The following is a 13,841-nucleotide window of genomic DNA, read 5'->3' on the forward strand; positions in this document are numbered from 1 at the left end:
AAAACAATCATTTGTAGTTAATACTAGCAATTGATCAAGAAAAGCTGCTGTGTTAAGATTTGTCGATCCGTAAAGACTTCTATATTTTGATAAAGAAAATAGTATCTATTTCGGTATCTGCCGGTTAAAAATCAAAGATCTGTGATTGCTACCCTATGAAAACTTCCCAGCTTTTTTACAAAACTTCTAAAAATGCAAATAAAGAAGCCACCGTTTTATCCTATGAGCTTCTGGAAAAAGCCGGGTATATTTTCAAAACAGCAAAAGGAATCTATACCTATACTCCATTATTTTGGCGGGTAGCTCTTAAAATGATGGATATCATTCGCGAGGAGTTAAATGCTATCGGGGGGCAAGAACTTGTGCTTCCTATTCTTCATCCTGCAGAACTCTGGCAAAAGACAGGACGTTGGGAAGCATTCCGCTCTGAAGGGCTGCTTTATACCCTAACGGATAGAGAGGATAAAGAACTCTGTCTTGCTCCTACTCATGAAGAAGTCATTTCCATGTTTGTTTCCCAATGGCTATCAGGAAGAAAACAGCTACCTATCCATCTATATCAAATTGCAACAAAATTCCGAGATGAAATCCGACCAAGATTCGGATTAATGCGCGCTAGAGAATTCCTAATGGAGGACAGTTATACATTCTCGGATTCTCCAGAACAGATGAACGAGCAATACGCCAAGCTTAGACAAGCCTATCAAAATATCTTCGATAGATTAGAAATTAAATATGTTATTGTAGAAGCAGATGGAGGGAAGATCGGCAAGGGAAAATCTGAAGAATTCCATGTTCTCTGTTCCCTAGGAGAAGATACTATTTGTGTGAGTGGTGCTTACGGTGCGAATATCGAAGCTGCAGTTTCACAACCTCAACAATATACGTATGATAAAGAACATCTTCCTATAGAAGAAGTAGTCACACCTGATATTCGAACAATAGAAAATCTCCAGGACTTTTTCTCCCTTCCTCCCCATAGAATTATTAAAACTCTAGTAGTTAAGCTCTCTTATGGAGGAAAAGACAAGTTTGCTGCTATAGGCATCCGTGGAGATCGTCAGCTCAATCTGACTAAAATACGCTCTAAACTTAATGCTGATGAGTGCAGTCTAGCTTCTGATGAGGAAATTCAAAAACATCTGGGCACAGAAAAGGGCTTCATCGGTCCTTTAAACTGCCCTATCGAATTCTATGCCGATGAAACTACACGCTGCATGACAAACTTTGTCTGTGCAGGAAACGTAAAAGATAAACACTATAAAAACGTAAACTGGGACCGGGATATTCCTCGACCTGAATATGCAGATTTTCTTCTTGCTGAAGCAGGAGATCTTTGTCCAGCAAATGGCAATGCCCCCTATGAAATCTTTGAAGGTGTAGAAGTTGCACATATTTTCAATTTAGGCACACGCTATACAGAATGTTTTGAGGTAGGCTTCCAAAACGAACAGGGTGAACAACAAACCTGTTGGATGGGAACCTATGGCATTGGCATCGGCCGAACCCTAGCTGCTTGTATAGAACAACTTGCTGATGACCGCGGTATCGTCTGGCCTAAAGCTATTGCTCCCTTTGATATCGCTATTCTCTATAATGGTGGCGACTCTATATCTGAAGAAGCTGCTGAAAAAATCTATAAAGATCTCAAAAATTACGGTTACGCACCCCTATTAGATGATCGCAATGAAAGACTTGGATTTAAATTAAAGGATAGCGATCTTATCGGAATTCCGTATAAACTCATTCTTGGTAAAACTTTCCAAAGTTCTGGGATCCTTGAAATAGAATCTCGATCTAAAGAAAAGTTTTCCGTAGAACCAAAAGATTTTTTCAATTGGTGTGAGAATTATTTTCCAAAATCCCGTAGTTTCTCCCCCATTTCCTAGAGATAGATTAGCATTCTTTGGAATCGAGTGCTAAATAACCTTGACCTCAGGGGATCGTTTTCCTATAATAATCACCAGCGAACAGATTACTTATATTGGAAAACTGACATGTCCAGGTCGTGGATCTCAAAACGAGAGTCTAAGATTCTTTACATACTCTTAACAACAACAGAGCTGTATTTAAAAACAGGTCAACCTGTTGGATCAAAAACTCTGAAGGAATATGAATCTTCCAATCTGAGCACGGCAACTATTCGCAATTATTTTTCGGAGTTAGAGGCAGAAGGATTTCTAAAAAAGAATCATATCTCCGGAGGAAGGATCCCTACGGATTTAGCTTTTCGTTATTATGTAGACCATTGCGCAGATTTTTCTCAGGATGAGTTACCCGAATCTACAATAAATCTGTTAAATCAATTGCCTGAAGAGAGCCAAAATATCGTCAAAGATTTACAAAAGGCATCAGAACTCTTAGGAGAAGCTCTACAGTTACCCACATGCTTCTCCTCTCCGCGATTTGAAAATGACTCCGTAACCAATATCCAACTTTCTTTAGTAGACGAACAACGCGCTGTTGTCATTCTATCAACAGAATTCGGTCAGGTATTTACGGATACCCTATGGCTATCAGAAACATCACATCCAGCTTCTTTAAAACGTATCGAAACTTTTCTTCAAAGTTATGTTCGTAAGCAACCTCCAACAGAGATTCTTTCGCAAAAAGAAGAAGACCTAGGAATGACGTTATATAACGAAGTTGTGGTGCGTTATCTCACCCGTTACTGTAATTTCAGTGAGGAGGATTTATATCAAACAGGATTATCAAAACTCCTAAGATATGAGTCTTTCAAAGATCCTGATATGCTAGCCTTGGGGTTATCATTTTTTGAAAATCGCCGCCATATGTGCAAACTTTTAGATATTGGCATGCACAGAGACCGCCCCACAGCATTTATAGGTAATGAGCTTTCTGATATTTTTGGAACTCCAAACCCACAGTGTGCTGTTATCACGACTCCTTACTACATGAATCGTACTCCATTAGGAGCCTTTGGTGTGCTAGGCCCTATCAATCTTCCTTATAAGGAGATTTATAGAACCCTCACAATATTTGCAGACAAAATCAAAGCAAGCCTGACACAAAGTTTTTATAAGTTTAAATTATCCTTCAGAAGACCTTGTCCTTCCGATCCTAAACTCTCCAAAGAACCCACATTACTGGCAAGATACTCTTCTATAAAACTCTTACCTCCTAAGGAGACGTCATGACAGATTCCTCTAACGAACATGAGGCAGAAAATCCTTCAACTCCCACTCCCGATAATGAGATTCAGGATCTCCAACAAGAAATAGCCACGTTAAAAGCGGAGCTAAAAGAAAAAAACGATAAATATTTAATGGTCCTTGCGGAATCAGAAAATGCCCGCAAGCGTATGCAAAAAGAACGTCAAGAAATGATGCAATATGCAGTGGAAAATGCTCTCATAGACTTTTTAGTGCCTATAGAAAGTATGGAAAAGGCTTTAGGATTTGCATCACAAATGTCAGATGAAGTGAAAAATTGGGCATTAGGATTCAATATGATCCTGCAACAGTTTAAACAAGTTTTTGAAGAGAAGGGTATCGTTGAATACTCCTCAGTAGGACAAAAATTTAATCCATTTTTACATGAGGCAGTGGAAACAGAAGAAACTACAAAAGTCCCCGAGGGAACTATCATGGAAGAATTTTCTAAAGGCTATAAAATCGGAGATCGTCCTATTCGCGTTGCGAAAGTCAAAGTAGCGAAGGCACCCGCACCTCAAGGAAAAGAAGAAGTAGAAAAATAAAATAACCCCCCTAGAGATTAGGTAAGAATCATGAGCGAACAAAAAAAATCTAGTAAAATTATAGGGATAGACTTAGGAACAACTAACTCCTGCGTATCTGTAATGGAAGGTGGACAGGCTAAAGTCATCACCTCTTCAGAAGGAACACGCACAACACCTTCTATCGTAGCATTCAAAGGAAACGAAACTTTAGTAGGAATTCCTGCAAAAAGACAGGCTGTCACAAATCCTGAAAAAACCTTAGGCTCTACAAAACGTTTCATCGGAAGAAAACATTCTGAAGTAGAATCTGAAATTAAAACAGTACCATATAAGGTGGCTTCAGGATCTAATGGTGATGTCGTCTTCCTAGTGGATGGAAAACAATATACACCTGAAGAAATTGGTGCTCAAGTTCTTATAAAGATGAAAGAGACTGCTGAAGCATATCTTGGAGAACCTGTCACAGAAGCTGTAATTACTGTTCCAGCATATTTCAACGATTCTCAAAGAGCTTCTACAAAAGATGCTGGACGTATCGCAGGCTTAGATGTCAAACGTATTATTCCTGAACCAACAGCAGCAGCTCTTGCCTATGGAATTGACAAAGCTGGTGATAAGAAAATCGCTGTTTTTGACCTTGGAGGAGGAACTTTCGATATCTCCATTTTAGAGATTGGCGATGGCGTATTTGAAGTGCTTTCCACAAATGGGGATACCCATTTAGGAGGAGATGACTTTGATGAAGTTATTATTAAATGGATGATCGAAGAATTCCAAAAACAAGAAGGCGTTGATCTTAGCAAAGATAATATGGCTCTTCAAAGACTCAAAGATGCTGCTGAAAAAGCAAAAATCGAACTTTCAGGGATGTCTTCCACAGAGATTAATCAGCCATTTATCACTATGGATGCTAGTGGGCCCAAACACTTAACATTAACATTAACACGTGCACATTTTGAAAAGTTAGCTTCTAGTTTAATAGAACGTACAAAAGCTCCATGTCAAAAAGCTTTAGCAGATGCGAAACTCTCTGCAAGCGATATTGATGATGTATTGCTCGTTGGGGGCATGTCAAGAATGCCTGCGGTTCAAGAAGTGGTAAAATCAATCTTTGGTAAAGAACCAAATAAAGGTGTAAACCCTGATGAAGTTGTTGCTATTGGAGCAGCTATTCAAGGTGGTGTTCTTGGTGGTGAAGTAAAGGACGTCTTACTTCTCGACGTGATTCCTCTTTCATTAGGTATTGAAACTCTCGGAGGTGTGATGACTCCCCTCGTAGAGAGAAACACTACAATCCCTACACAGAAAAAACAAATTTTCTCAACAGCTGCAGATAACCAACCTGCAGTAACTATTGTTGTCTTACAAGGGGAACGCCCTATGGCAAAAGACAATAAAGAAATCGGAAGATTTGACCTTACAGATATCCCTCCAGCACCTCGGGGACACCCTCAAATCGAAGTTGCTTTCGATATTGATGCTAACGGGATTCTTCATGTGTCTGCAAAAGATGCTGCTAGCGGTCGTGAGCAAAAAATCCGTATCGAAGCAAGCTCTGGATTAAAGGAAGATGAAATCCAAAGAATGATCAATGATGCTGAGAAAAATAAAGAGGAAGATAAAAAACGCCGCGAAGCTTCCGACGCAAGAAACGAAGCTGATAGTATGATCTTCAGAGCTGAAAAAGCCATCAGTGATTATAAAGAAAATATCCCTGAATCTTTAGTCAAAGAAATTGAAGAACGTATAGAAAAAGTACGTACAGCTCTTAAAGAAGATGCTTCTGTTGAGAAAATCAAAGAAGCTTCCGAAGAACTCAGCCGTCATATGCAAAAGATTGGAGAAGCTATGCAATCACAATCTGCATCCGCTGCTGCGTCTTCAGCTGCTAACGCTCAAGGTGGTCCTAATATCAATACAGAAGATTTGAAAAAACATAGCTTCAGTACACAACCACCTTCAGGAAATTCTGCTTCCTCAAGTTCAAATAATGATAATATTGAAGATGCGGATGTTGAAATCGTAGATAAACCTAACGATTAATATCCTAAAAATCTTATCTTTTATTCCCTATTTCTCTGCAGAGGGATAGGGAATTTTCTTTTTAACCCTATCCATAAAAATATCTTTGCATTAAAAACATCCAACAAAGGCTAGGTAAACCCGTGAAAATTATAATTTCAGACATGGAGCAAAGTTGGTGAAAAAAATAAGAAAAAGAAGACCTAAAGGCTTTAGAAGAAGCTCTAAGCAAATCTTAATTTCCGGTGTCCTATTTGTTCATGCCAAGAAAGGTTTTGGATTTGTTACTCCTGACCATCCTGAAGAATACCCCTTTGATATTTTTATTCCTGCAAGAGACCTAAAAGGTGCTCTAGACGGAGACCATGTAGTTGTCTCTCTTTTCCCAAATTCTAAAGAAGGGGAAAAAAGAAAAGGAGTAATTCACCAAGTTGTGTCTAGAGGAAAGACGGTTCTCGTAGGAACCATAACCTCAGTAATTGATGCAACAACCGCTCTCGTTTGTGTTAACGCCTTAGGACCAGATATCCCTGTAAAAGCAAAACTTCTCCCTAAACGCTCCTATAAACTTGGAGATCGTTTATTACTAAGCACCCCTGTATGGAAGGAAAAACCTGAATCTAAAGAACCTCCTCCATTGGAAATGCTCGAATTTATCGGAAATATCTCCAATGCTAAATCAGACTTCCCCTGTATAAAAGCAGAATATGCTATTGAAGAAGATTTCCCAGAAGCTGTTATTGAAGAAACTAGCCATTTCTCACAAAAGCATATTAGTCAAGCCCTACGATCACGGAAAGATCTTCGTGATCTCCTATGCTTTACAATCGATTCGATAACCGCAAAAGATTTCGACGATGCCGTATCGTTAACTTACGATAACAACGACAATTATATTCTTGGTGTCCATATTGCAGATGTCTCTCACTACGTGACACCACATTCTGCTTTAGATCAAGAAGCGAGTAAAAGATGCAACTCTATTTACTTTCCTGGGAAAGTGATCCCGATGTTGCCTTCAGCACTTTCTGACAATCTCTGCAGCTTAAAACCTAATGTAGATAGGCTTGCAGTGTCTGTATTTATGACTTTTACCAAGGAAGGACACTTATCTGATTACGAAGTATTTCGTAGCGTGATTCGGAGTAAATACCGTATGACCTACGATGAAGTAGATGAGATTGTAGAAAACAAACAACCCCATCCCATATCAAAAACTCTCCTTGCTATGGCAGAGTTAAGCGAGAAATTCGCGGATATTCGAGAAAAACGTGGTTGCATCCGACTCGTTCTACCTTCATTTACTATGTCGTTAGATAATCTTCAAGAACCTGTAGCTCTTATAGAAACACGACAAACTCTATCACATAAACTCATCGAAGAGTTTATGCTTAAAGCTAACGAAGTGATTGCTTATCATATTTCCCATCAAGGGGTCACTCTACCATTTAGAATTCATGAATCTCCAAATGATGAAAGTCTACTCTCATTCCAAGAGATGGCAAAAGCTATGGGTTTTGATATTATTATGACTCCAGCTCAAGAACCTGATTACCAATATTTACTACAAGAAAGCTCTGCAGGGCATCCTTTAGAATCGATTCTACATTCACAATTTGTCCGGAGTATGAAAACAGCCTCATATTCAACAGAAAATAAGGGGCATTACGGATTAAAACTCGATTTCTATACACATTTTACAAGTCCTATTCGTCGCTACATTGATCTTGTCGTTCATAGACTTCTATTTCATCCCATGTCGATAGAAGAAACTCGCTTAGAACACATCGTAAGAGCCTGCTCAACACAAGAACGCATAGCTGCGAAAGCCGAATTTGCTTTCGAAAATCTTAAGAAGACCCGTTTTTTAGATAAGTTCTTAAAAGAACAACCTGAAACAATTTATAAAGGCTTTATCATTACAACAAATCCTGAGGGAATTTCCTTCACGGTTCCAGAGTTTTGCCAAGAAGGTTGTATTCCAGCAGCGCAATTGCCCAAAGAATATTCCTTGAAAAAGAAAACTTCTCCCGATGATTTTCCAAGCAAAATGCGTCCTGGAGCAATAATAGAGGTAAAACTTGCTGAAGTGAACCTTCTGAATCAGGCAATTACCTGGTCTTTGGTAACCAAAACACCAAAAACTACTAGTAAAAAACAATCTAACCCGGAAAAGAAACCTAGAACTAGAAGAAAAGGAAAACAGAATAATGCTTCCTGAAAGTTTTTTTCTAAACGATGACGTTCTTCATTTAGCAAAAGAGTTATTAGGACATATTCTTATCACCAAACTCTCCGGAAAAACAACTTCAGGATTTATCGTAGAAACAGAAGCGTATCGTGGGCCAGATGATAAAGCTTGCCATGCCTATAACTATAGAAAAACAAAAAGAAATAGTCCTATGTATAGCCGTGGAGGTATTGCTTATATCTATCGTTGCTATGGTATGCACTCTTTGTTCAATGTAGTAACCGGGGATAAAGATCTCCCTCACGCAGTACTGATTCGAGCTATCCTTCCTCATGAGGGAGAAGATATTATGATCGAAAGACGTCGTTGGCAAAATAAATCCAAACACCTGCTTACCAATGGACCAGGAAAAGTTTGTCAAGCACTCAATCTTACCCTTGAACATAATACCCTTTCTCTTACCTCACCAAATCTTCATATAAGCAAAGAAAAAATTTCAGGAATAATTACACAAACACCTCGCATAGGTATTGATTATGCCGAAGAGTACCGTGATCTTCCCTGGAGATTTTTATTAAATATAAAAAATTAAGAAAAATTTAGAGAAAAAAGCATTGAAAATTGCTAAAAAAAATTAAACATAAAGAATATAAGTATTCTAACCTCTGATATGGCAAGTAAAATCTAATAAAATATTATGGAGTCATATCGTAAACTCTGTTCTTATGTTAGTTCAATTAAAACTAGAAATCCTCTAACTCAAAAATAGTGATTTATGAAAAAACACTTTATTACAGGCCTGGTTATCCTTCTTCCCTTAGCAATTACTCTTGCTATTGTCGGAATGATAATGAATTTTCTTACTCAGCCGTTTGTTGGCCTGGTTTCAGGATTTTTCGAACGTATCAGCTTTTATTCCAAACACAAAGCTCTACTAAAATTTGTCTTGCAGATCATCCTTTTGTTTGGACTATTCTTTGCTACAGTCCTTCTAGGATTTCTCGCACGTTTAATGATTTTCAAATCTTTGCTATCTATTTACGATAAAGTTCTTCACAAAATCCCTATCATAAAAACTGTCTATAAGGCTGCTCAACAAGTCATGACAACAATCTTCGGATCCCAATCCGGATCATTCAAACAAGTTGTTATGGTTCCCTTCCCCAATGCACAAACACGTTGTATCGGTCTCGTTGCAGGGGATGCACCAAATATCTGCTCCGATGATCCCGAAGATCCTATGATTACAGTATTTATTCCTACAACACCCAATCCTACTTCAGGTTTTCTTACGCTTTTTAAAAAATCTGATATTACTTTCTTAGACATGAAAATTGAGGATGCTTTCAAATATATTATTTCTTGTGGCGTGCTTACTTCGGGATCAAATACCTCCTGTTCTCCAATTACTGAGGCTTTAGGACAAAATCCTCAGTGATAAATGGGTCATCCTATTGAAAAAAAACGTTCCTTTGATTATCCTTTTCCTTAATTATAAGTCTCCGATCTTTCTCTCGATCACTTTGGAGAATTAAAAAGTTAAATATCGAGTTATCTTATGACACGCATGAGTAAACAAGCTCGTCGAAGAGCAGTGAGTCCAAAAAAGCGTAAACCTATTTATGCAATTACTCATCCAAAACCCGCTCCAAGAATCGCTTACAAAGAACGTAAAAATGTTGTAAGCAGTGAAAGTATTTTTATTCCACAAATTAGTTAGTTACTAGAGTACCAGTTATGTCACGACATCGTAGTTACGGTAAATCCATTAAAGGGGAAACTAAAAGAAACGTACTTAAGCGTTTTGAACGAATAGACGTTTTGCGTAGACTAGGCCGTTGGAATGATGCTACAGCAAAAAAAGCTACGGGTCTTCCTAAAACTCCGGTAATGAAATAAAAAATCTACGCTGATTTATCTTGAAAGAAGTTCCTATAGAAGTTTGTATTTCCAACAAGCAAAGTGATGTTCCCATTCGGATACAATCAGCGAAAAAGTTAGTCCTTTGTTGTCTACAACATTGGAAAATTCATACGGATCAAGTATACATTTATTTCTTAGAAGACGAAGCCTTAGCACACCTTCACGATAAAATATTCTCAGATCCTTCACTAACGGACACTATTACTCTACCTATAGATTCTCCAGGAACTACTTCTCAACCTCATATTCTTGGGGAAGCCTTCATTAGTCCGAAAGCTGCTATACGATTTTTGAAAGATCGCGCTGAAGATTCTGATCTTCTATATGAAGAGATTTCTCGTTATGTTGTTCATTCTCTCCTTCACATGCTTGGATATGATGATCTAACTCCTGAAGAAAGAAAAAAAATGAGAGGTAAAGAAAATCAAGCGCTATGTATGTTAAGAGAAAAAGACGCGCTTTTATCAGATTAAAATGCTTGATTTCCTATTAGCAATTTCTATCCTCACTCTTCTGTTTGCGACAGCACTCACACAAAAATCTGTCAAAATACAAGATGAAGATGATAAGCAGCACCGACAATATTGTCAGTCAAATACTCCTATTCTTTTAGCCTCTGTATTACTCAGTTTATACGGAATTTTGGGAATCACTATTTACTCTAAATATACATTCTCAACCAAAAGCTTATCTCTAACCTTTTGGGTAATTTATATTCTTGCAGCTTCATTGGCTTACGGTTTCCTTCCTTATTGTATAAAACTCCACAGAGGAATTGGCTCCGCACTATGTTTCATCTCTTCTCTATTTCAAGCATTTTTTCTCCCCTTCCAACGATCCATTAATAACAATAAAGATGATCCTAAAATTCATAGTTCAGAAATGGAGAATCAACTGTCTGAAGCTGTATCATCTTTTGATAAATTGATCGTTCGAGAAATTATGATTCCTAAAGTAGATATCTTTGCTATTCAAGAAGATACACCCATCCGCAATGCATTCCCAGCTATCGTAGAAGAAGGCTATAGCCGGATTCCTCTGTATAAAAAAAATATCGATAATATTACTGGCGTACTTCTGGTAAAAGATTTGTTGGCCATGTATCCTAAATCTATAGACTCCTCTCAACCCGTCTCTTCAGTAGCTAAGCCTCCATTGTATGCTCCGGAAATTAAAAAAGCTTCTTCACTACTTCAAGAATTCCGTCAGAAACATCGCCACTTAGCAATCATAGTAAATGAATATGGTGTTACCGAAGGGATTGTCAGTATGGAAGATATCATTGAAGAAATCTTCGGTGAAATTGCTGACGAGTATGACGTTCAAGAAGATATTCCTTATAAAAAAGTTGGAAACTCTTGGATCGTAGATGGACGTATGAATATCTCTGATGCTGAGGAATATTTTAATCTAAAAATCCATCATGAAAATAGCTATGACACCTTAGGAGGACATGTTTTTCATAAAGTTGGTGCTGTCCCACAAAAAGGTATGAAAATTCATCACGAAAACTTTGATATCGAAATTATCACTTGCTCAGAACGTAGTGTAGGCAAACTCAAAATCACCCCAAGAAAAAAGAAACTATCTCCTTCGTAACTTCCTATAATATACAGAGAAACAAAAGAATAGAAAAATCTCTTTGCAAAAAACCTAAAGATTTACGAGAGTTAGGTCTTGAGAAATCACCATAGGTTTGGGAGCATCATCGATAATGAATAACATCCAAAAAGAAGAGCACGGAACCACTGCTGTCTTACATCTCCAAGGAAAACTTGACGGGATCTCTTCTCCGGAAGTACAAGAAAATATCTCACAATCCCTATCTTCAGGAATCAAAAATATCGTGCTTGATTGCGCGAATTTAGACTATATGTCTAGTGCTGGCATTCGAGTTCTTTTACAAAGCTACCACCAAGTAGGAAAACATTCGGGAAAAATTGTTCTTACCTGTGTCCCTAAAACAATAGAGCAAACTTTATACGTTACCGGATTCCTCTCATATTTTAAAATGTTCAATAGCGTACAGGAAGCATTACAAACATTAAGCAAAGACGAAGATTGAGAAAAACCTTTTTCTCGTATATGATAATGCCTTCAGTTGATTCCAACCCGCTATGTTACTATGCGCAGATCTGTTTGTTATGTTAATCCTTCCGTAGCTAGAGCTGGGCAAATATCCACATGGAAATTTCTTTACTCTCTAGTTGACTATCTTCCTGAAGGAACAAAACTTAAATTTGACTTGGGATGTCAAGGAAGGCCAATAGATTGGGAAACTCCCTCTATCGATCTAAAACAATCTCGCAATACTATCTATTTAGAAACACCCAGAGGGGATATTCTTACTGCTGTAATGATCCCCATACCCAATAGCCTGGTTCATCAATACGAATTTACCCTCCCCTATGAATTAGAAGCCGGTGAGACTCTTACTATTATTCTCGGGCCTTCTCCAGAACATCCGCAAACAGATGAAGCAGGAAATGGTGCTCAGCTATTTACTCAACGTAGAAAACCTTTCTATCTTTATGTAGATACCGAAGGTAAGGGAAACTATGATGAGCCCGATATCTTTACCATGGATATTCGAGGTAATGTTCTTAAACATATCCAGATTTTTACACCTTCCTATGTTGTAAAGAATAAACGCTTCGATATCACCGTGCGGTTTGAAGATGAGTTCAATAACCTTACGAACTTCTCTCCAGAAAATACACGTATTGAACTCTCCTATGAACATCTAAGAGAAAACCTTAATTGGCAATTATTTATTCCTGAAACTGGATTCGTTATTCTACCTAATCTCTACTTCAACGAACCTGGAATCTATAGAATTCAATTAAAAAACCTTTTAACGAATGAAATCTTCATTTCCGCACCTATAAAATGTTTTTCAGAGTCAGCTCCAAATCTTATGTGGGGTCTACTACACGGAGAATCAGAACGTGTAGATTCTGAAGAAAACATAGAGGCATGTTTAAGACATTTTAGGGATGATTGTGCTTTAAACTTTTATGCGTCGTCCTCTTTCGATAATCAAGAAGGTTTAACTCCTGATCTTTGGAAAATGATCAACCAGACTATAGGAGATTTTAATGAAGAAGATCGTTTTGTCTCTTTATCTGGCGTACAATATTTTGGAGAACCTGGAGAAGAAGGTCTTCGCCAAATTCTCTATATAAAAGAAAATAAATCTTGTTCGAAACATAAAGACTGTAAGATTGCTTCTTTATCAAAACTCTATAAAAGCGCTTCGGGTCACGAAATTATCTCAATACCATGTTTCACTGCATCGAAACATTATGGATTTAACTTTAACAACTTCCATCCGGAATTTGAACGTGTTGTAGAAATTTATAACTCCTGGGGATGCTCAGAACGAACAGAAAAAGAAGGGAATATTTTCCCTATCAAGGGATCTGATTCTGAAGTTGAATCAGGGACATTAATAGAAGCATTAAAACGCAACTTGCGTTTTGGTTTTGTTGCAGGTGGCCTTGATGATCGTGGTATCTATAGCAAATTTTTCGATGTCAACCAACAACAATACACTCCAGGACTCACTGCCATTGTATGTAACAAATACAATCGAGAATCTCTTGTAGAAGCTTTATATCAGCGTCACTGCTACGCAACTACAGGACCAAGAATTATTGTTAGCTTTAACATTACCTCAGCTCCCATGGGTTCTGAGTTGTCAACAACTACAAAACCCGGCCTTGCTGTAAATCGTCATATCTCAGGATATGTTGCAGGAACAGCTCAACTAAAAACTGTTGAGATTATCCGTAACGGGAAAGTTATAAAAACATTCCATCCTGATAGTAACAACCTAGATTACGAATATGATGATATGGAACCTCTATCTAAAGTAACTCTTAAAGATCCTAAAGGAAAAATTCCTTTTGTGTTCTACTATCTCCGAGTAACTCAAATAGACCAATCTATGGCATGGAGTTCTCCTATTTGGGTAGATCTTCATTAATACTACCGATTGAAGGC

Annotated in this window: 13 protein-coding genes; all 13 read left to right on the forward strand. The window is 37.8% G+C overall.

Translation table 11 applies throughout. From position 1 onward, the window contains the following. Positions 1-155: 155 nt before the first annotated feature. The 13 genes from O1W70_RS01655 to O1W70_RS01715 all read left to right on the forward strand — a co-directional run bounded on the left by O1W70_RS01655 (position 156) and on the right by O1W70_RS01715 (position 13,824). Complete coding sequence (locus O1W70_RS01655) at positions 156-1,889, forward strand: proline--tRNA ligase (RefSeq protein ID WP_375797280.1); 1,734 nt, start codon at positions 156-158, stop codon at positions 1,887-1,889. Between the two features lie 108 nt (positions 1,890-1,997). Further along, a complete protein-coding gene (hrcA, locus tag O1W70_RS01660) occupies positions 1,998-3,158 on the forward strand; it encodes a heat-inducible transcriptional repressor HrcA (RefSeq protein ID WP_375797281.1) in 1,161 nt (386 codons plus the stop codon). Next, the gene (locus O1W70_RS01665) at positions 3,155-3,718 is read left to right on the forward strand and encodes a nucleotide exchange factor GrpE (protein ID WP_375797282.1); all 564 of its coding nucleotides are present in this window, start codon (positions 3,155-3,157) and stop codon (positions 3,716-3,718) included. The genes hrcA and O1W70_RS01665 overlap by 4 nt, the downstream gene beginning before the upstream one ends. Before the next feature lie 30 nt (positions 3,719-3,748). Further along, the gene (dnaK, locus tag O1W70_RS01670) at positions 3,749-5,743 is read left to right on the forward strand and encodes a molecular chaperone DnaK (RefSeq protein ID WP_375797283.1); all 1,995 of its coding nucleotides are present in this window, start codon (positions 3,749-3,751) and stop codon (positions 5,741-5,743) included. A gap of 166 nt (positions 5,744-5,909) precedes the next feature. Next, a complete protein-coding gene (locus tag O1W70_RS01675; RefSeq protein WP_375797321.1) occupies positions 5,910-7,943 on the forward strand; it encodes a ribonuclease R family protein in 2,034 nt (677 codons plus the stop codon). Further along, a complete protein-coding gene (locus tag O1W70_RS01680; protein ID WP_375797284.1) occupies positions 7,933-8,505 on the forward strand; it encodes a DNA-3-methyladenine glycosylase in 573 nt (190 codons plus the stop codon). The genes O1W70_RS01675 and O1W70_RS01680 overlap by 11 nt, the downstream gene beginning before the upstream one ends. A gap of 183 nt (positions 8,506-8,688) precedes the next feature. Beyond that, positions 8,689-9,351, forward strand: coding sequence for a DUF502 domain-containing protein (locus O1W70_RS01685; RefSeq protein ID WP_375797285.1), 663 nt, complete (start codon positions 8,689-8,691; stop codon positions 9,349-9,351). Between the two features lie 120 nt (positions 9,352-9,471). After that, positions 9,472-9,633 (forward strand): hypothetical protein, encoded by a 162-nt coding sequence (locus O1W70_RS01690; RefSeq protein ID WP_375797286.1) that lies wholly within the window; start codon positions 9,472-9,474, stop codon positions 9,631-9,633. A gap of 17 nt (positions 9,634-9,650) precedes the next feature. Further along, positions 9,651-9,812, forward strand: a complete 162-nt coding sequence (locus O1W70_RS01695; protein WP_375797287.1) for a small basic protein — start codon at positions 9,651-9,653, stop codon at positions 9,810-9,812. Between the two features lie 20 nt (positions 9,813-9,832). Continuing rightward, entirely contained in the window at positions 9,833-10,309 is a 477-nt protein-coding gene (ybeY, locus tag O1W70_RS01700) for an rRNA maturation RNase YbeY (protein WP_375797288.1), read from the forward strand. A gap of 1 nt (position 10,310) precedes the next feature. Then, positions 10,311-11,435 carry a hemolysin family protein gene (locus O1W70_RS01705; RefSeq protein WP_375797289.1) on the forward strand — a complete coding sequence of 375 codons (1,125 nt, stop codon included), beginning with the start codon at positions 10,311-10,313 and terminating at the stop codon, positions 11,433-11,435. A 115-nt stretch (positions 11,436-11,550) separates the two neighbouring features. Further along, positions 11,551-11,901, forward strand: coding sequence for an anti-sigma factor antagonist (locus O1W70_RS01710; RefSeq protein WP_213240389.1), 351 nt, complete (start codon positions 11,551-11,553; stop codon positions 11,899-11,901). A 60-nt stretch (positions 11,902-11,961) separates the two neighbouring features. Continuing rightward, entirely contained in the window at positions 11,962-13,824 is a 1,863-nt protein-coding gene (locus tag O1W70_RS01715; RefSeq protein WP_213240386.1) for a DUF3604 domain-containing protein, read from the forward strand. Positions 13,825-13,841 lie beyond the last annotated feature (17 nt).

This window comes from Chlamydia sp. 16-02, assembly GCF_042235055.1.
GTDB lineage: Bacteria > Chlamydiota > Chlamydiia > Chlamydiales > Chlamydiaceae > Chlamydia.